Source organism: Rhodospira trueperi, assembly GCF_900101965.1.
Lineage (GTDB): Bacteria > Pseudomonadota > Alphaproteobacteria > Rhodospirillales > Rhodospirillaceae > Rhodospira > Rhodospira trueperi.
Map to the genome: position 1 here is coordinate 1 of NZ_FNAP01000014.1, position 18,382 is coordinate 18,382.

Consider the following 18,382-nt stretch of genomic DNA (forward strand, 5'->3'; position numbering starts at 1 on the left):
GGAGGATCAGTCGCGACTGCGACGGGGGCACGGCGCCCAGAACATGGCCCTCGTGCGCCGCTTCGCCTTCAATATCATCCGCGCCGGACGCGGCAAGCGATCCATCAAGACTACCCGCAAGGTCGCAGGCTGGGACCCCGCCGTCATTGCCCAGCTCATTGCAGACCCGGTTCATTAACCTGGACTCGTTGCCGTGCCGCTGTGACGGTCGCGATTGTGTGTCCGGGCGCGGACGCATACAGTGGATCTCCTGGGGCAGAAGCCTTGTCGGAGTGTGGGCCATGGGTGTCCGCGACACCTGGATGTTGAAGATCGTGAGGATGGCGCCGAATTCGATGGCAGTGGGTCTGGTCGCCCTCCTGGTGGTGGCGGGCGTGCCGATGTGTGCTGGGGCGGAGGAGGCCGACGCCGCTTCCGCCGGAGAGGATGGCCTGTCCCTGGTCGCCAATTTCGGAACACCGATCAACGCCATTGAGACCGGCGCCGCATGGCGCGACGGCCCGGGGGCCGCGCCCGTGACCGCCGGTGTCCGCTATGGGCTGGACGGCTGGCTCGGCCTGGATGCGGGCATCGGCTTCAGGCCGGGTCTGCGCGACGCCACGGCTGGGTTGGGCGCGGCCAGCGCGGCGCCGGATGCGCCGGTCTCCGCGATGATGGGCGCCAGTGGGTTCGGAGCCGGCGTTTCGGCCCGCGTGGACATCAACGCCGCCACCGGACTGAGCCTGTGGGGCGCGCGGTCCACCCTGGGGGCCGGCTTCTCCGCCGGACACCTGGAGACACCGGCCGGTCTGTACCGGGACGGCGCCGGGGCCGCCGTGGCGGTCGCGCCGGTCACCGACTCGGGTGTGTCCTGGAGTGCCACGGCCGGCACGAACGTCAGCTTCGGCGCCGGCCTCAGCCTGGATTTCGCCTATACCTACACCGGTCGTGGCGGGCTCGGGAACGCCGGGCACGGGGTCGAGCCCGGCTTGAGTCCGGGCGCGACGGCACCGTCTTCGCCCAACGCCGATGGAAGCGGCGACCATGGCATGGCGATGGGGTTGCGGCTGCGGTTCTGACCGCCGGTCGTCAGGGTGTCTGGCCGGCGGCCTCCAGCGCAGCGGCCTGGAGCCGGCACAGATCGGCGATGCCCGCGCGGGCCAGCGCCATCAGGGCGTGAAACTCGGCCTCGGTGAAGGGCGTGGTCTCGGCCGTGCCCTGGATCTCCACCAGTCCGCCGCTGTCGGTCATGACGAAATTGGCGTCGGCCTGTGCGCCCGAGTCCTCGTCGTAGTCGAGGTCCAGGACCGGCGTGCCCTCCACCAAGCCGCAAGAGACGGCCGCCACCTGCCCGATCAGCGGAATCGTTTTGATGGTGCCCCGATCCCGCAGTCGCCGCAGCGCCAGCGCCAGCGCCACATATCCGCCGGTGATGGCGGCGGTGCGAGTGCCGCCGTCGGCCTGGAGGACATCGCAATCCACCTTGATCTGCACCTCGCCCAGTGCCTCCAGGTCAGTGACCGCCCGCAGGCTGCGCCCGATCAGGCGCTGGATTTCCTGAGTGCGGCCGGACTGCTTGCCGCGCGCCGCCTCCCGGTCGGTGCGGGTGTGGGTGGAGCGCGGCAACATGCCGTATTCCGCCGTCACCCAGCCCCGCCCGCCACCGCGCAACCAAGGCGGCACGCGGTCGTCCACGCTGGCCGTGCACAGCACATGGGTCTCCCCGAAGCGGGCCAGACAGGCGCCCTCGGCGTGCTTGTTGACCCCGGTTTCGAGGTGGACGGGGCGGCACTGGTCGGACCGGCGGCCGGATGGTCTGGGCATTTGGGACTCTCCTAGGCTGTGCGGGCCAGACCCTATCGCAGTTCCCGGCCGCGAGAAACCCGGCAGGTATGGGGGCGCATCACGCCATTTTCGCCGCAGGCTCTCCCCAAGCGGTCGCGCGTATTGTATAAGGATTGCGTAAGAAGGCCCTGCTTTCTTTTGCGCGTTTCCGATTCGGGCCTGGGAGATAGACATGGCGGAAACCTGGGGGCATTCAGACGAAAAGACCGTGAACCCCATCGAGGACGGGGATATGGACTCCCTGTTCGTTCTGCCGCTCTCGATCATCCCCCTGGAAACGCCGGCGTTGCGCCAGGCCAAGCTCATCAAGAACGCGCGCCTGCTCAGCGTGATCGAGATGTTCTCCGATGTTCAGACCGGCAGCGGTCAGGTGGAAATCCGTGACCTGCCCAAGTTGATGAACTGGCCGGACGACAATATTCATCCCGATCACACGGTGCTGCGCAAACTGTCGACGCTGCACAGCTATGATGTGTTCTCGTTGCGTATCATGCTGCGCAAGACCGGTGTGACGGTGAACGACCAGAAGGCTTTGCAGCTTTCTCCCGAGAAGAACCAGGAACTGACCGAGTATATGACCCAGTTCACACGCCCCTTGATCGCAGAGATTTATGGTGGTGACAATATCAAGGTCGATAGGTTCGAGGATGTGGTCAAGCTGTTCCGCGATCCCGACGTAAAGCGGGCAAAGCACCGTCTGCAACAGATGGCCGACGCCTTGGGCATCGAGATCATGGGAGTGCCACAGTTCCTGGAAGACTACGGAGATATATTCCTTTCGCTTTCATACTACAAGCAGTGTCTCGATCAACTTTACCCATTGTTCGATGTGTTCATCAATTCCATGTACGAAATAAAACAGAACTACCAAATGCGGCAGGATCAGAACTTGATGAAATCGTGCGACATGATTGAGTCTACGATTAACGAATTGACAGCTGCCATCACGGGCCGGTTCGAGAATTTTGAACGATCCACCAAGGCCATGTGGGACAACATCTCCGCCGAGCGATTCCAGAAGGTCAAGGACCTGATCCAGGCCTACCATGTCACCATCGGCGGCGTGCTGTGCGGTCTGACGGTGAAAATGAACGCCTGGGTGCGGCTGTTCCCGCGTCCCAGTTCCGGTGGGCCGGTCAAGCGCTCGGAATTCATCATGACCGATATCCGTCAGGGCCTGGACAACATCACCAAGATCGAGGACTCGGCGCCGATGATGGCCGCGCTGGCCTGATCCAGCCCCATGCAGCGGGGATGACGGACGGCGGTCATCCCGTCGGCGGAGAATCACGCCGCTGCCGGCGGCGTGGCCACCATGTCCTTCAGCGCCGCGTGCAGGGTCTGGTTGGCGGCGAGGATGGTGCCCGAATGCACCGGGTCGGGCCCGCCGTCGATTTGGGTGACGAAGCCGCCCGCCTCGCGCACCAGGATCACACCCGCCGCGACATCCCAGGGATGCAGGTCACTTTCCCAGAAGCCGTCGAACCGTCCGGCGGCGGTGAAGGCGAGGTCCAGAGAGGCCACCCCCATGCGGCGGATGCCGGCGGAGACGGCCATGACGCGGCCCATCTGCTCCAGGAACGGCGCGTGCCCAGGCCGGCCGCGAAACGGGATGCCGGTGGCGAACAGCGAAATCCCGACGTCCTTGCGGGCCGAGACCCGCATCCGCCGGTCGTTCATGAAGGCGCCCTGTCCCTTCTCGGCCCAGTACAGTTCGTCGCTGATCGGGTTGAAGACGACCCCGGCGACGATCTCGCGGTCCTTTTCCAGGGCGATGGAAATGGCGAAGTGCGGGATGCCGTGCAGGAAGTTGGTGGTGCCGTCGAGCGGATCGACGATCCAACGCCAGCGCGGGTCGCGGCCCTCCTCGGGTGCGCTTTCCTCCATCAGGAAGCCCCAGTCGGGCCGGGCCTTCTTCAACTCCGCCTTGATGGTCCGTTCGGCCTTCATGTCGGCGGTGGAGACGAAATCGCTCGGCCCCTTGACCGAGACCTGAAGTTGCTCGACCTCGCCGAAATCGCGCACGAGACCACGCGCCGCCTTCTGGGCGGCCTGAACCATCACATTGATGTTGGCGGAGCGGTGGGCCATGGGCCGGTCAGTCCTCAGTCCTTGGCCCGCTCGACGTAGGTGCTGTCCTCGGTGTTGACGACCACCCGGGTGCCGGCCTCGACGAACGGCGGAATCATGATGCGCACGCCGTTCTCCAGGATGCCCGGCTTGTAGGACGCGGCCGCCGTCTGGCCCTTCACCACGGGATCGGCCTCGACCACCTCAAGCGTCACCTGCTGCGGGAGCTTGGCCGAGATCGGCGTACCTTCGATGAAGCTGACCTGCGCCTTCATGCCGTCCTGCAGGAACGGGGCCTGATCGCCCATGGCGTCCTCGGGCAGCAGGAACTGGTCGAACGTTTCCTCGTCCATGAAGTGACAGCCGGTCTCGTCCTTGAACAGGTACTGGCAGTCGCGCTCGCGCACGTCCAGGCGCTCCACCGTGTCGGCGGTGCGCCAGCGTTCGTTGGTCTTGTTGCCGCTGGCGATATCGCGCATCTCCACCTGGATGAAGGCGCCGCCCTTGCCCGGCTGGATGAGTTGGATTTTCAGCACCGACCACGTCTTGCCCTGGTGATCCAGGACCATGCCGGGCCGGATGGTGTTAGCGTTGATTTTCATGTGGCCATTCCTTTGAATGCGGGCGGACCCTAGCAGGTTGCCCCGGTCCAGGCAACCGCTTGGCGGCCGCGCCGTAAGGCCCTGATGGTGAAGGAAAGTGCGATGAACGAGGCGTCGTCCGCCCGCCCCTGGTGGCATCCCGACGCGCTGGCCGAGCGCCGTCCGGCACTGGCGGTGCGGGCCTGTGTGCTGGCGGCGACGCGGGGATTTTTCGCGGATCGCGGGTATCTGGAGGTAGAGACCCCCGCCCTTCAGGCCTCACCGGGGCTGGAGCCGCACCTGAAGGCCTTCGCCACCCGGTGGACGCCGCCGGACGGGCGCCCGCCGGTCCCGTTCTTCCTGCACACCTCGCCCGAATTCGCCATGAAGAAGCTGCTGGCCGGCGGGCTGGAGCGTATCTTTCAGGTCGCGCGGGTTTATCGGGATGGCGAGCGCTCCGCCACCCACCACCCCGAATTCACCATGCTGGAATGGTACCGGGCCGGTGCGTCCTATACCGACCTGATGGATGAGACCGAGGCCCTGGTCGCGTATTGCCAGGAGGCGGCGGGCGGGGATGCGCTGCGCTGGCACGGGCATCAGGCGGACGCCGCGCGCCCCTGGCGTCGGCTGTCGGTGGCCGAGGCCCTGGCCGAGTTCGCGGACGTGGATCTGATGGCCTGCCTGCCGCCACATCCGGACCCGGATCCCGACCCGGCGCCATTGGCGGCGGAGGCGCGGCGGCTCGGGCTGACCGTGGGAAAGGGCGACCGCTTCGACGACGTGTTCTTCCGCATCTTTCTGGCCTTCGTCGAGCCGCGCCTGGGGATCGGCGTGCCGTGCATCCTCTACGACTACCCGGTGTGCATGGCTGCCCTGTCACGTCCGAAGGCCGGGGACCCGCGCCTTGCCGAGCGGTTCGAGGTGTACGTGTGCGGGCTTGAACTCGCCAATGCCTTCGGCGAGTTGACGGACGCCATCGAACAGCGCGTCCGCTTCGAGGCTGACATGGACCTGAAGGAGCGCCTGTACGGTGAGCGCTATCCCATCGACGGGGACTTCCTCGCCGCCTTGGAAAGCGGCCTGCCCGAGTGCGCCGGCATCGCCCTGGGGCTCGACCGGCTGGTGATGCTGTGTGCTGGCGTGCGTCGCATCGAGGACGTGCTGTGGGCGCCGGTGGGGGAGACCTGATCGGCGGGACAGCGGTCGTCGTCGGGCGCCCGGGTCCAACCGAAGGGGTTTCTTGGCTTGACGAAGCGGAAGTGGGCGGGCGTAACGAACTGTCGCGAGCACAGTATGCAGTTGTTACTTTCGGGCATTCGTGAAAAAACAACGGATAAAAACTTTGGATGCTTCGTGATTCTGTCCTATTATAGAATGGCGATGATTTGGAACGCGAGCGTTCCGGTTTTTGCCGATCCGGTGTTCCGTACCGCACCGGCCGCCCCACTGGACAAGGTGTCCGGGCCGAGTCACTCTTCGATAGGGCGGATCGCGAAGGGCCGGTTTCCCGCGTGTTCAGAGGTGGGCGTTGTCCCGGTTGAGGGCTGAAGGGTGATGGCTGAGGGGTAGGATCCTTTGAATATCCTCCTGGTCGAAGACAATACGGCTTATGCCAGTCTCGTGACGGCGTTGCTGCGCGAGGACGGTCGTGATGTCTTCGATGTGGTCGTCGCCACCACTCTTGGGGCCGCGCGCGCGCGGCTGGGGGAGACGGTGTTCGATGCCGTGGTGGTCGACCTGCTGCTGCCCGATTCCTCCGACCTCGCCACGCTGGACGGGGTGGTGGACGCGGCTCCCGACGTTCCGGTGATCGTGCTGACCGGGTCCGATGACGAGGACACCGCGGTCACTGCGGTCCGCCGTGGGGCTCAGGACTATCTCAGCAAGGATGGTCTGTCGGCCGACGGCCTCCGCCGCGCCATCAGTTACGCCGTCGTCCGGCGGGAGACCATCAGCGTACTGGCCCAGGGCGGCGCGTTCCTGGAGGGGCTGGTCAACGCCGTGCGCGACGGCCTCGCCGCGCTGGAAACCGTTCGCGACGCCGACGGCGCCATCGTCGATTTCCGATTCCTGCTCGTCAATCCGGCGCTAACACAAGTGCTGGGACTCAAGGGCGGCGACATCGTTCATCGCACCCTGGGGGACTTGGCCGACGACATCGGCTGGCCCGATCTGGTGGCCACGCTTGCGGATGTGGTCACCGACCGTGCGCCGGTCACGGTGGATCACTCGATCCTGCGCGCGGGTCGTGGTGACCTGTGGGTCCGGATGGGGGCCAGCCAGCTCGGCGACGGCGTGGCGATGTCCCTGACCGACATCAACGAAAGCTATGAGCAACAGACGCGGGTCAGCCGCGCCCTGGAGCAGGCGGAGGCGGCGGATGCCGCGAAAACGCAGGTCCTACAGTCGATCAGCCACGACCTGAGAACACCCCTCAACAGCATCATCGGGTTCGCCGAGGTGATTCAGACCGAGGTGTTCGGCGCCCTGGAGAACGCGCACTACCGCGCGTATATCGACGACATTGTCCGCTCCGGCCACGGCATGCTGGAAATCATCAACAAGCTGCTTGATCTCGGCCGGCTGAGCGAGATCGCGCGGGCGGACAAGACCTACCGCCACCTCCTCGATCTGGCGCCGGATCTGATCTGCACCGTGCGCGAGAACCGCATCGAGATGATGAACGACGCCGGCGCGGCCATGCTGGGAGTGTGGCCGGCCGACAGCATGATCGGCCGCGATTTCCGGCAATACATGCACGAGGACAGCCGTCCGCTTCTGGACGATGTCGATGCCCTCATGATCGGCGAACGCCGCCATGTGCCGGCCCGCCTGCTCGACATGCGCGGGCGCATCATCGACGTGGAAATCGCGGCGGTCCCCTACGATCCGGACGGGCCAGGGCAGACCTGCATGCTCGTTGCCCGCGACGTCAGTGAACGCCAGCGCGCCACCGAGGAGATCATCCAGCGCGAGGAGCGCCTGTCGCGCATCATGGACACCATGGTCGAGGCGCTGATCATCATCGATACCGAGGGGATCATCGAGACCTTCAACGCGGCCGCCGAACAGATGTTCGAGTACGACGCCGCCGAGGTCATCGGCCAGCCCGTCTCCATCCTGATGCCGCCCGAGGCCGGCGACGCCCACCAGGACCACATCCGATCCTACTTGACCACCGGAAAGAGCGCCATTCTCGGAGCCGGCCGCGAGATCGAAGCGCGGCGCCGCGACGGCACCACGTTCCCGGCGGATCTGTCGGTGTCGGAACTCAAGATCGGCGGGCGCCATCTGTTCATCGGCATGATGCGCGACATCACCGAACGCAAGATCGCCGAACAGCGGCTGTTGTTCCTGGCCACGCGCAATCCGCTGACCGGCCTGCCCAACCGCGCCATGTTCCGTGATCGCCTGGAGGCCGCTATCTCACGCGCCGACGAGCGGGACACCATGATCGGCATCCTGTTCGTGGACCTCGACAACTTCAAGAACATCAACGACACGCTCGGGCATCCGTCGGGCGATCGGGTGTTGCAGATGGCGGGGCGGCGGTTGCAGGGGCATGTGCGTCCCGGCGATACGGTGTCCCACCAGAGCGGCGATGAATTCACCGTCATTCTGGAAAACGTGGGCGGCGAGGAGGATGTGGCCGAGATCGCCCGCCTCATGCTGGAGGACCTGTCCCGTCCCTTCGAACTGGACGGGCGGGAGATCTATACGTCCGGATCCATCGGCGTGGTGATCTATCCCTGCACCCGGGGCGGTATCTCCAACCTGCTGCGCAACGTGGATACGGCCGTCAACCACGCCAAGAAGAAGGGCCGCAACAACTTCCAGTTCTACACGGACAGCCTGTCGAACGACATGGTGCGCCGGCTGCAGGTCGAAACCGGCCTGCGGCGCGCGTTGGAGCGGGACGAGTTGTCGGTCGTCTATCAGCCCAAGGTCGACCTCGAAACCCGAATGGTGGTCGGGGCCGAAGCCCTGCTGCGCTGGCGCTCCACCGATCTGGGCGATGTCTCGCCGACCGAGTTCGTGCCCGTCGCCGAGGAAACCGGCCTTGTGGTGCCGATCGGTGAATGGGTGCTGCGGGCGGTCTGCAAGCAGATCAAGGCGTGGCTCGACGAGGGCCTGCCGCCGGTGCGGGTCGGCGTCAACCTGTCGGCGCGCCAGTTCCGGGACCAGGGCTTGGCCGAGACGATCAAGGGCATTCTGCGCGACACCGGGGTTCAGGCCGACCTGCTCGACCTGGAACTGACGGAAAGCATGCTGATCGAGAACGCCAACGAGGCCATCGAGGCGCTGTGGTCGCTCAAGAACATCGGCATCACGCTGTCCATCGACGATTTCGGCACCGGCTATTCCTCGCTGTCCTACCTCAAGCGGTTCCCCATCGACGCGCTGAAGATCGACCGGTCGTTCATCATGGACATTCCGGCCAGCGAGGATGACATGGCCATCACCCAGGCCATCATCCGCATGGCCAGTTCACTGGGCCTGAAACTGGTCGCGGAGGGCATCGAGACCGAGGATCAGGCCGAATTCCTGCGCGTCAACAACTGCGAACTGGGTCAGGGGTATCTGTTCAGCCGGCCGATTGATCACAACAACATGGCGGCGCTGCTTGCCGACGGGTTCATGCCGCCCGAGGTCATCCTGGCCAAGCGCTCGGCCGTGGCCGCCCAGCGGGGCTAGCCGGACCCGTGGGCCTTCGCCTGGACGTGACGGCGGGTCGTCCTGGGCCCGATCATTCCCTGACCGATCTCGTGGACCGCCATGCCGGAGCCCCGGCGGTGATCGTCGGCAACGGCCCGTCGCTCAACCGGACGGACCCGTGGTGGCCCGACGAAACGGTTGTCTTTGCCTTCAACGGCGCATGGCGGCTGCATCTGGCCGGACGGCTGACCCCGACGTGGCATGTCGTGGAGGACCGGCTGGTGGCCGAGGAGGAGGCCGCCGCTCTCAAGGCCATTGACTGGGCGCCCCTGGTCGTGCCGCGCGATCACCGGGACATCATTCCGCCGGGGCCGGGACGGCTGCATGTGCCGGTGAACTGGTCCTTCTACGACGGGGTTCGGGCGCCCGCCGTTCCCGGTTTCGCCACCACCGGCGACGGGCCGCTGTTCGCGGGACAGAGCGTCGCCTATCTGGCGCTGCAACTGGCGTTCCTGATGGGCTGCGATCCTGTTTATCTCGTGGGGGTGGACCTGGACTATCGGATCCCGGTGTCGGCACGGGTGAGCGGGCGGGTGGTGACCTCCACCGGTCCCGACCCGAACCACCACGACCCGGATTACTTCGGGCCGGGGCGGCGCTGGCACCTGCCCAAGCCAGACCGCATGCTGGCGGCGTTCCGCCACGCGGCGGTGGTGTACGCCCACCACGGCCGGCGGCTGTTCAATGCCACCCCTGGCGGACGGCTGACAGGCGTGCCGAGGGGCAGGCTGTGATGCGGGGGCTGTTCGAGCGATGGCTCTGTCCGTAACGTCGCGGCCGATTCCGCCGCCGATGAAAATGCTCTAAGGTCGGGACCCGGCGCACGCGCCGCCCCCTGCGTTCCAGCACTCAGGCCATCATGACCCCAGCCGCCAGCGACAGCGACGCCGACCCCTCAGACCGCCTTGTCGCCGGACACATCCGGCCGGAGGACGCGGGGGACGTCTCGCTGCGGCCGCAGACCTTCGACGAGTTCATCGGCCAGCGGCTGGCGTGCGAGAACCTGCGCGTCTTTGTCCAGGCGGCGCGGACGCGCGGCGAGGCGATGGATCATGTGCTGCTGCACGGCCCGCCCGGCCTGGGCAAGACCACGCTGGCGCAAATCATCGCCCGCGAACTGGGGGTGGGCTTCCGCGCCACCGCCGGGCCGATGATCGCCAAGGCCGGCGACCTTGCCGCCATCCTGACCAACCTTGAAAAAGGCGACGTTCTGTTCATCGATGAGATCCATCGCCTCAATCCCGCCATAGAGGAAGTCTTGTATCCGGCGATGGAGGACTTCCAGCTGGACCTGATCATCGGTGAGGGGCCGGCGGCGCGGTCGGTGCGCATCGACCTGAAGCCGTTTACCCTGGTGGGGGCGACCACCCGCTCCGGGTTGCTGACCACGCCCCTGCGCGACCGGTTCGGCATTCCGGTGCGCCTGAACTTCTACGATCCCGAGGACCTGGAGGTGATCGTGCGCCGGGGCGCCGGCAAGCTGGGCATGGATCTGACCGCCGACGGCGCGGCGGAGATCGCGCGCCGCTCCCGGGGCACGCCGCGCGTGGCCGGTCGGCTGCTGCGCCGGGTGCGGGACTTCGGCGCCGTGGCCGGGCGCGCCCGCGTGGACCGGGTGGCGACGGACGCCGCGCTGCGGCGGCTGGAGGTGGACGCGCTGGGCCTGGACGCCATGGACCGGCGCTATCTGGACTGCATCGTGCGCCACCACGGCGGTGGGCCGGTGGGTGTGGAAACCCTGGCCGCCGCCCTGTCGGAGGCGCGCGACACCCTGGAGGAAGTGATCGAACCGTTCCTGATCCAGCAGGGGCTGATCCAGCGCACCCCGCGCGGCCGGATGGTCAGCGAGAGCGGCTATCGGCATCTCGGACTGGCACTGCCGCCGTCACGCGCGGAGGCGCGGCAGTTCGATCTTCTGGACGACCGCAACGACACTGGCGACGGAAAGGGCGCGCCATCATGACGTTTGACGTTCCCCTGCAAGGCGGCCCCGCGCCGGACGGCGGCGTGATGCGCGACGGTGTTCACGTTTTTCCGGTGCGGGTCTATTACGAATACACGGACGCGGGCGGCATCGTTTATCATGCCGACTATCTGCGCTTCGCCGAGCGCGCCCGCACCGAGATGATGCGCCTGTTCGGACAGAACCATCAGGATCTGATGGAACGGACCGGACTGGTGTTCGCCGTGGCCCACTGCGAGATGACGTTCCATCGTCCGGCGCGGCTCGACGACCTGGTGTGGGTCGAGACCCGCCTGACGGAGGTCGGCGGCGCCTCCATGCGGCTGCGCCAGGACATCCGGCGTGACGCGACCCTGCTGGTGGGCCTGCGTCTGCGACTGGCGATGATGACCACGCAGGGACGCGCCGGCCGCATTCCGCAGGGGTTGCGCCAGACCCTGTGGGACCATATGACGGGCCGACCCGATGGCGGCGCGCCCGACCCTTCCGATGCCCCGGAGACATGACGGACGGACCATGGATACGCTCTTTCTCGATCTTTCCGGCGCGGTGGCGTCGTTCCTCGACGGTCTGCCCCATCTCGGCCTGATCGACGCCGTGCAGGTGGAGCCACCCCCGCCCGACGCCGCGCCCGTGGCGCCGGTCGGCCGCGAATCGCTGCTGCCCGCCACGCCCTCGGGCGACGACGGCCTGGGCCTGCTGAACGCCGGTCCAGGCGGCGCGCCCACGGCGGCGCCCGGCGGTGGACTGGCGGCCACCAAGCTGGACCCGGTCAGCCTGTTCTGGCAGGCGGACATCATCGTCAAGGCGGTCATGCTGATGCTGGTGCTGGCCTCGGTGTGGTCGTGGGGCATCATCTTCGACAAGATGTTCCGGCTGCGGAACCTGTTCCGCCGCGCCAACAGCTTCGAGGACCGCTTCTGGTCCGGTGGCTCGCTGGACGACCTGTATGACCGCCTGGGGCCGAACCCGCGCGATCCCATGACCTCGCTGTTCCTCGCCGCCATGCGGGAGTGGCGCCGCGCCACCGGGCGCGAGGGCGGTGGCGGCCTGTCGGCCAGCCTGTCGCAGCGCATCGACCGTGTCATGCAGATCACCATGAGTCGCGAGTTGGAGGGATTGGAACGCCGGCTCGGCTTCCTGGCCTCGACCGGGGCCGTGGCCCCCTTCGTCGGCCTGTTCGGCACCGTCTGGGGCATCATGAACAGCTTCCACGCCATCGGCGCGTCGAAGGACACCAGTCTGGCGACGGTGGCCCCGGGCATCGCCGAAGCGCTGTTCGCCACCGCCATCGGGTTGGTGGCCGCCATTCCGGCGGTGGTGGCCTACAACAAACTGTCCACCGAGATCGACCGCTACGCCCGCCGCCTGGAGGCCTTCGCCGGAGAATTCAGCGCCATCCTGTCGCGCCAGATCGAAGAGCGCACCGGGTCCGGCGACACGTCGAAATGACGCGACCTGTGTGACCGCGCCTGAAGAGGGAGACGCCGCCATGGGGGCCAGCCTGCAACCGCGCGGAGGGGGACCCGGCCGCCGCCGCCGGCAGCCGATGAGCGAGATCAACGTTACGCCGATGGTCGATGTGATGCTGGTGCTGCTCGTCATCTTCATGGTGACCGCGCCATTGCTGGTGACCGGCGTGGACGTCGAGTTGCCGCGCGCCTCCAGCCCCAGCCTGGACCAGGACAACACCGCCCTGACGGTGACCGTGCAGGGCGACGGGCGCGTCTTCCTCAATCAGACGGAGGTGACCCTGGACGCGCTGGCCGCGCGCATGGACGCCATCACCGGCGCCAACCCGGAGGCGCGCGTCTACGTCCGGGGGGACGAGGGCGTGGCCTACGGTCGGGTCATGGCCGCCATGGGCTCGCTATACGACGCCGGATACCGCCGGGTGGCGCTGATCACGCGCCCGCCGTCGGGCGCGGGCGACACCGGCGCGGCGCAGTGATGGCCGCGCGGATCGGATAAAGCGCCATGTCCCGGGGTGTCCTGATCTCACTTTCATTGCATGTGGCGGTCCTGCTTGTCGCTTGGCTGGGGCTGCCCCGGGTGCTGCGCGAGCCGCCGGAGCGCCAGCCGTTGCTGGTCGAACTGGTGGAGATCGGCGAGGAGACTACGTCGATCACACCGGAGCCGACGCCACAGGTCCCCGAGCCGGAACCCGAGCCCGAGCCCGAGCCGCCGCCGACTCCCGAGGCGCCGCCGCCGCCGCCCACGCCGGACCCACCGCCCGAGCCCGAGCCGGAACCCGAGCCCGAGCCCCCGCCGCCCGAGCCGGAACCGGAACCCGAGCCCGAGCCCCCGCCGCCCGAACCCGAGCCGGAACCCGAGCCCGAGCCGCCTCCCCCTGCGCCCGAACCCGAGCCGGAACCGGAACCGGAACCCGAACCCGAACCCGAGCCGCAGCCCGAGCCGGAAGCGGCCACGCCGCCGCCGCCGATCCTGATGGCCAAGCCGACGGCGCCGCCGCGTCCGGAGCGCTCGACCCCGCCGCCCGCGGAACGGACCCCGGAGCCAGCCGAGGACAGTTCGGACGATGTCGTGGATTCGATGCTGCGCGATCTGCTCGGCGAGTCCTCGCGACAGCCCGAGCCCAGCAACAGTGGGGGACGGCTGTCTGATCGGCTGACGATGACGCAGCTCGACGCCTACAAAAAGCGCATCGCCGACCATGTGCGCGCGAACTGGCGCTTCAACGAGGGCGGGCGCGACGTGCTCAGCATGTCCGTCGAGATCCGGGTGAAGGTGCAGCCCGACGGCAGCGTGGTCGGCGTGCAGATCGTGGGCGGCAGCGGGGCCTATGGGTCCGACCCGTTCTTCACCGCCTTCGCGGAATCGGCGCGCCGCGCGGTGCTGCTGTCGAGCCCGCTGCCGATTCCGCGCCAGTTCTATAACTATCTGAACGACTTCACGTTCGTGTTCACGCCCACGGCGCGGTAATGCGGTGGCTGTTGGGGGTCAGCCCTCAGGCCACTCGGTCGGGTTCCTGTTCTCGCGGTCGGTCTCGCGCTTGAACACGGCGTCGATGAGCCGGTCCATCAGCGCGGCGAAGGTCGCGTCGGGCACGGCCGGCACCGGACCGCCCCAGCCCTCGGCCCAGGCGACCAGTTTGGCCCCCTGGCACAGCGCCGCGCTGGCGTGCAGGCTGCCGCCCTTCGCCGGGTCCGTGGGCAGGCGGCCGGCGCACAGCCGTTCCCCGGCGACAATGCCGCCGCCGCTCAGGAACAGAACCACGCGATAGCCGTTGGCGTGGGCGCCGGCATCCGGCGGCACCGCCACGAAATCGAGCCGGCGCCGACTGACCAACCCGCTCATGGCGTGCGCGGCGGCGGCGGCGACCTGATCGTTCGCCGCCCCGGGGTAGGGGTTGCCGACCACCTCCAACGGCAAACTTGCGGTGTACACATAGCCGAACACATCGTTCAGGCTGTGCGAGTGGGACACCGTGCGCACGCTCTGGCACCCCGCCACGATCAGCGCAAGAGCGCCGACGGCGGCGGCAGACAGCAAACGACCCCGTGGCATGGCAGCACCTCCGCGTCCATTGTGAGGACCTGTTCCCGACGTCTCCGGATCAATCCGTTCCCTATTGTATCCAGATTGGACCGCAACGCCCATCGAACCGGAACGGATCGACTGGAGCGCGTTTCGGGCCAGCAGCCAAGGGGATTTCTGGCGGACAGTCGGGTATGATCGCGGCCGGCCGGCCGTTCGCCGGTCGGCGGCTTCGGCACCAAGCGCAAGCACCGACGAGGGTGCGTTGCGTTTCTTTTGAGTCACCCAACCCGCCCTCGCCATTTGTAATTGAAGTAAATCGTCGTCGCGATCCGTTCCGGATCGCTCGGGATTTGCTCTAGGACTCCGGGGGTAAGATCCCTGTTCGGAAAGACATAGAACCGAAGACAGGCTAGACAGCGGCGCACAGGCTATGCAATTGATACTCAAGGTGGGGCAGTTCCTGCAGTGTGTAGGGTAGCAATAATGCCGTCCGATTTTGTTGATCCAAGACGGGCGATGCCTATTTCTAGTAAAGAAGGTCGTTCCTGGGCGGGTCCTGAAGGCACGATTGAAGATGTGGCGGCGGTCTGGTCGTCCCAGGATCCCGTCGGTGATGCGCTGGCGCTGTCCGAGTCCCAGGTCGCCTCGCTGACACCGTTGTTGGATCGCCTGGGAACCCTGGTGGACGCTCCCGTGCATCTGTGTGACCGCCTGGGACGTCGGCTGACCCCGAAGACGGAGTCCGAGGACCCGGCCGAGGTCCAGCCTATCCTCGTCGACATGACGCGCGCGCTGGAAGGCTGCGAGGATACGGTTCTCAGATCCCTCACGGCTGGACGAACGACCTGGGGCACGCGTCTGGCTGCGGACGGTATCCATGTGGCCAATCTGATCATCATTGCCAACGGCAATGGCTCGGGTCCATTGACGGGGACTCAGGCCTCAACCGTGCTGCCTCTGGTTCGCTCCATGGCACGGGAAATCGCGCGCCGTCTGGTCGCGGAGGCCCAGGCCCGCGATGCCCGCAGCATGGTGGTGCGGCTGGCCACGCGCGGCACGACCGAGGCCCTGGCCGCCGAAAGCCGGCTGACGCGCATGGCGGCCCAGGTGCCGGGTGTCCTCTACCAGTATCGACTATGGCCGGACGGACGCAGCGCCTTTCCCTACGTCACCGAGGGCATCCGCGACATTTATGGCCTGTCGCCGGCGGACGTGCGCGAGGATGGGGCCCTGGTCTTCAAGGTTCTGCATCCGAACGACACCGACCGCGTCGCGGCGTCGATCCTGGAGTCCGCGCGGACTCTGGAGACGTGGCACGCGGAGTATCGGGTCAACCACCCCACGCGGGGCCTGATCCATGTGGAGGGACGGTCGCAGCCGGAGCCGTTGCCCGACGGCAGCGTGCTGTGGCATGGGCTCATCATGGACGTGACCGAGCGCGTCCGGCAACAGGAGGATCTGCGAGCCTACCAGGACCGCTATCGTATGGTGGCCCAGACCGTCCGCTACGGCACCTGGGTCGGGGACCTGAAACGCGGCATGTTCGACTTCGACGCCGCCTTCATGGAGATGCTCGGCTATCCCGCCGAGGCTGAATCCCTGACCTTTGATCGCTGGATATCCATGCTGCATCCCGATGATGCCGTCCGCCATTGGGAGGTCATCGGCGGTCAGGTCGCGCAAGGCGATTCCTTCACCGTGGAACTGCGGTATCGCACTGCCGCCGGAAACTGGCTGTGGGTCGAGTGCCGGGGCCACGTGACGGAACGGCGCGATGAGAGGCCGTTGCGCATGGTCGGCATGACGGCGGACATCTCCCGACGCAAGGCCGCCGAGGAGGCCCTGAAAGCCAGCGAACGCGAGAAGGCCCTGATCCTGTCGAGCATTTCCGACACCATCACTTATTACAAGAGCCCGGACTTGCGAATCGCCTGGTCAAACCTGGGTTTGGGGCACAAATCCCAGTTCGTCGGACAGGACGTGGTGGGGCGAACCTGCTATTCGGTCGTGGTTGGCGCCGACGCGCCCTGTGAGGGGTGCCCCGTGCACCAGACCTTCAAGACCGGGCAACACGCGGTTGCCGACATGACGGTCATCGAGGGGCGGCATATCCTGATCCATACCTCTCCCATGCGCGACGAAGACGGCACCATGCTGGGGGTCGTCGAGGTGGCCCGCGATATCACCGACTGGGTCGAGGCGAAACGCAGACTGGCTCAGGCGATCGCCGATCTGAAACAGGCCCAGCGGATCGCGGCCATCGGGAACTGGTCCTTTGACCCGGCTGTCGGCGTGCCGGTGTGGTCCGACGAGATCTATCGCATCTACGGGCGGGACCCGGCCCAGCCCCTGCTGACGCTGGCGGACTGCGACACCCTGTACGAGGGCGAGGACCTGGACCGCTTCCGTACCGCCTTCACAGCCGCCATTCGTGATGGGATCGCGTACGACATTACCCTGTGCCTGCGTCTGCCCGACCGGCCGCCAAAATGGGTTCGGGCCATCGGCGAGCCGGAGGCGGAGGCGGGACCCGCCGGTCATGTCGTTCACGGCACCATCCAGGACATCACGGAAGAGAAACGCATCCGGGACGACCTGATTCTGCGCAAACACAAACTGCGCTTGGCGATGGACGTGGCCGCCGACGGCATCTGGGATTTCGAGGTGGAAACCGGGGCGGTTGAATGGAACGACCGGTTGTTCGAGATGTTGGGCTATGCGCCCGGAGCGTTTCAGGAATCCTTCGACGCGTGGCGCGGCCTCGTGCACCCGGACGACTGGCCGCACGTCGAGGCGGCCAGCTTGGCCAGCATCCGAACCGGTATCCCGTTCGAGACCGAGTACCGCATGTGCCGGACCGACGGCACATGGCTGTGGGTTTGGGATCATGGTCGTCCGATAGACTGGAACGACCAGGGCGGCGTCTCCCGCATGATCGGCACGGTCACGGACATCGACGCCCGCAAGCGCAAGGAACTGGCCGACATCGAGGCACGCGCCACGGCCGAACAGAGCAGCCACGCGAAGTCCGAGTTCCTGGCCGCCATGAGCCACGAATTGCGCACGCCGCTGAACGCCATTCTCGGTTTTTCCGAGATGATGAAGGACGAAATGCTGGGTGAACTCGGTCACGAGACATACCGTCAGTATGCCGCCGATATCCACGCCAGCGGCACCCATCTGACCGACCTGATCAACAGCGTGTTGGATCTGGCCAAGATCGAAGCGGGCCGACGCGACCTGACCATCGAGAGTCTGGACGCGGGCGAAGTGATGGCGGTGACCTTGCATCTCGTCGAACAGCGGGCAACCAATGCCGGCCTGACCCTGGAACGATCCGTCGCGCCCGATCTGCCTCCTCTCATGGCGGACAGTCTGGCCGTGCGGCAGATCCTGTTCAATCTGCTGTCCAACGCCATCAAGTACACCCCGCGCGGCGGCCGCGTGACCATCACGGCCACGCCGTGCGGCCAGGGCGGTGTCGCGATCCACGTTGCCGACACCGGGATGGGCATCTCGGCGGAGGATCAGGCCCGCCTGTTCCAACCGTTCACCCGGGCGGAGGAGGTCGAGCGGCGCCATATCGAGGGCACGGGGCTTGGGCTGGCTCTGGTCAAATCCCTGATGGATCTGCACGGCGGGACGGTGACGGTCGAAAGCGTGTCCGGCGAGGGCAGCGTCTTCACCGTGTGCTTCCCGGTGCCGGACGGATAACAGCGGCCGT

At 66.8% G+C, this 18,382-nt stretch carries 15 protein-coding genes; 11 read left to right on the forward strand and 4 right to left on the reverse strand.

Features of this window, described 5'->3' with window-relative positions; all coding sequences use genetic code 11:
• The first annotated feature begins 281 nt into the window (after positions 1-281).
• Positions 282-1,058: a hypothetical protein gene (locus BLS85_RS15275; protein ID WP_092787607.1), complete on the forward strand. Its 777-nt coding sequence runs from the start codon at positions 282-284 to the stop codon at positions 1,056-1,058.
• A gap of 10 nt (positions 1,059-1,068) precedes the next feature.
• Here the strand turns inward: BLS85_RS15275 and rph are convergent, their stop codons facing one another.
• The gene (rph, locus tag BLS85_RS15280; protein WP_092787608.1) at positions 1,069-1,803 is read right to left on the reverse strand and encodes a ribonuclease PH; all 735 of its coding nucleotides are present in this window, start codon (positions 1,801-1,803) and stop codon (positions 1,069-1,071) included.
• A gap of 193 nt (positions 1,804-1,996) precedes the next feature.
• Here rph and BLS85_RS15285 point away from each other — a divergent pair, with 193 nt between their 5' ends.
• Positions 1,997-3,058, forward strand: coding sequence for a hypothetical protein (locus BLS85_RS15285; protein WP_092787609.1), 1,062 nt, complete (start codon positions 1,997-1,999; stop codon positions 3,056-3,058).
• 53 nt (positions 3,059-3,111) lie between these two features.
• Here BLS85_RS15285 and BLS85_RS15290 read toward each other — a convergent pair whose 3' ends face one another.
• Entirely contained in the window at positions 3,112-3,915 is an 804-nt protein-coding gene (locus BLS85_RS15290) for an inositol monophosphatase family protein (RefSeq protein WP_092787610.1), read from the reverse strand.
• Between the two features lie 14 nt (positions 3,916-3,929).
• On the reverse strand, positions 3,930-4,496 hold the full coding sequence (gene efp, locus BLS85_RS15295) for an elongation factor P (RefSeq protein ID WP_092787611.1): 567 nt from the start codon (positions 4,494-4,496) through the stop codon (positions 3,930-3,932).
• A gap of 102 nt (positions 4,497-4,598) precedes the next feature.
• Here efp and epmA point away from each other — a divergent pair, with 102 nt between their 5' ends.
• The 8 genes from epmA to BLS85_RS19650 all read left to right on the forward strand — a co-directional run bounded on the left by epmA (position 4,599) and on the right by BLS85_RS19650 (position 14,100).
• Entirely contained in the window at positions 4,599-5,666 is a 1,068-nt protein-coding gene (gene epmA / locus BLS85_RS15300) for an EF-P lysine aminoacylase EpmA (protein ID WP_092787612.1), read from the forward strand.
• Between the two features lie 387 nt (positions 5,667-6,053).
• Positions 6,054-9,173, forward strand: a complete 3,120-nt coding sequence (locus tag BLS85_RS15305) for an EAL domain-containing protein (protein WP_092787613.1) — start codon at positions 6,054-6,056, stop codon at positions 9,171-9,173.
• A gap of 8 nt (positions 9,174-9,181) precedes the next feature.
• Positions 9,182-9,928: a 6-hydroxymethylpterin diphosphokinase MptE-like protein gene (locus BLS85_RS15310; protein WP_092787614.1), complete on the forward strand. Its 747-nt coding sequence runs from the start codon at positions 9,182-9,184 to the stop codon at positions 9,926-9,928.
• A gap of 125 nt (positions 9,929-10,053) precedes the next feature.
• The gene (gene ruvB / locus BLS85_RS15315; RefSeq protein ID WP_092787615.1) at positions 10,054-11,157 is read left to right on the forward strand and encodes a Holliday junction branch migration DNA helicase RuvB; all 1,104 of its coding nucleotides are present in this window, start codon (positions 10,054-10,056) and stop codon (positions 11,155-11,157) included.
• The gene (locus tag BLS85_RS15320; protein WP_092787616.1) at positions 11,154-11,663 is read left to right on the forward strand and encodes a YbgC/FadM family acyl-CoA thioesterase; all 510 of its coding nucleotides are present in this window, start codon (positions 11,154-11,156) and stop codon (positions 11,661-11,663) included. Before ruvB ends, BLS85_RS15320 begins: the two co-directional genes overlap by 4 nt.
• Before the next feature lie 10 nt (positions 11,664-11,673).
• Positions 11,674-12,609 (forward strand): protein TolQ, encoded by a 936-nt coding sequence (gene tolQ, locus BLS85_RS15325; RefSeq protein ID WP_092787617.1) that lies wholly within the window; start codon positions 11,674-11,676, stop codon positions 12,607-12,609.
• Between the two features lie 10 nt (positions 12,610-12,619).
• Positions 12,620-13,108 (forward strand): protein TolR, encoded by a 489-nt coding sequence (gene tolR / locus BLS85_RS15330; RefSeq protein WP_342729515.1) that lies wholly within the window; start codon positions 12,620-12,622, stop codon positions 13,106-13,108.
• 26 nt (positions 13,109-13,134) lie between these two features.
• Positions 13,135-14,100 carry a TonB C-terminal domain-containing protein gene (locus BLS85_RS19650; protein WP_092787619.1) on the forward strand — a complete coding sequence of 322 codons (966 nt, stop codon included), beginning with the start codon at positions 13,135-13,137 and terminating at the stop codon, positions 14,098-14,100.
• A gap of 18 nt (positions 14,101-14,118) precedes the next feature.
• On the opposite strand, the gene BLS85_RS15340 is transcribed toward BLS85_RS19650, so the two are convergent.
• Positions 14,119-14,685 carry a hypothetical protein gene (locus BLS85_RS15340; RefSeq protein WP_092787620.1) on the reverse strand — a complete coding sequence of 189 codons (567 nt, stop codon included), beginning with the start codon at positions 14,683-14,685 and terminating at the stop codon, positions 14,119-14,121.
• A gap of 549 nt (positions 14,686-15,234) precedes the next feature.
• On the opposite strand from BLS85_RS15340, the gene BLS85_RS15345 reads away from it, so the two are divergent.
• Positions 15,235-18,372: a PAS domain-containing sensor histidine kinase gene (locus BLS85_RS15345; protein ID WP_143027218.1), complete on the forward strand. Its 3,138-nt coding sequence runs from the start codon at positions 15,235-15,237 to the stop codon at positions 18,370-18,372.
• Positions 18,373-18,382 lie beyond the last annotated feature (10 nt).

Excerpts from the sequence above, each read along its gene's own strand:
- rph (WP_092787608.1), bottom strand. The coding sequence starts at position 1,803 with ATGCCCAGACCATCCGGCCGCCGGTCCGACCAGTGCCGCCCCGTCCAC.
- BLS85_RS19650 (WP_092787619.1), top strand. The coding sequence starts at position 13,135 with ATGTCCCGGGGTGTCCTGATCTCACTTTCATTGCATGTGGCGGTCCTG.
- BLS85_RS15290 (WP_092787610.1), bottom strand. The coding sequence starts at position 3,915 with ATGGCCCACCGCTCCGCCAACATCAATGTGATGGTTCAGGCCGCCCAG.
- BLS85_RS15275 (WP_092787607.1), top strand. The coding sequence starts at position 282 with ATGGGTGTCCGCGACACCTGGATGTTGAAGATCGTGAGGATGGCGCCG.
- BLS85_RS15320 (WP_092787616.1), top strand. The coding sequence starts at position 11,154 with ATGACGTTTGACGTTCCCCTGCAAGGCGGCCCCGCGCCGGACGGCGGC.
- BLS85_RS15340 (WP_092787620.1), bottom strand. The coding sequence starts at position 14,685 with ATGCCACGGGGTCGTTTGCTGTCTGCCGCCGCCGTCGGCGCTCTTGCG.
- ruvB (WP_092787615.1), top strand. The coding sequence starts at position 10,054 with ATGACCCCAGCCGCCAGCGACAGCGACGCCGACCCCTCAGACCGCCTT.
- efp (WP_092787611.1), bottom strand. The coding sequence starts at position 4,496 with ATGAAAATCAACGCTAACACCATCCGGCCCGGCATGGTCCTGGATCAC.
- tolQ (WP_092787617.1), top strand. The coding sequence starts at position 11,674 with ATGGATACGCTCTTTCTCGATCTTTCCGGCGCGGTGGCGTCGTTCCTC.
- epmA (WP_092787612.1), top strand. The coding sequence starts at position 4,599 with ATGAACGAGGCGTCGTCCGCCCGCCCCTGGTGGCATCCCGACGCGCTG.
- BLS85_RS15285 (WP_092787609.1), top strand. The coding sequence starts at position 1,997 with ATGGCGGAAACCTGGGGGCATTCAGACGAAAAGACCGTGAACCCCATC.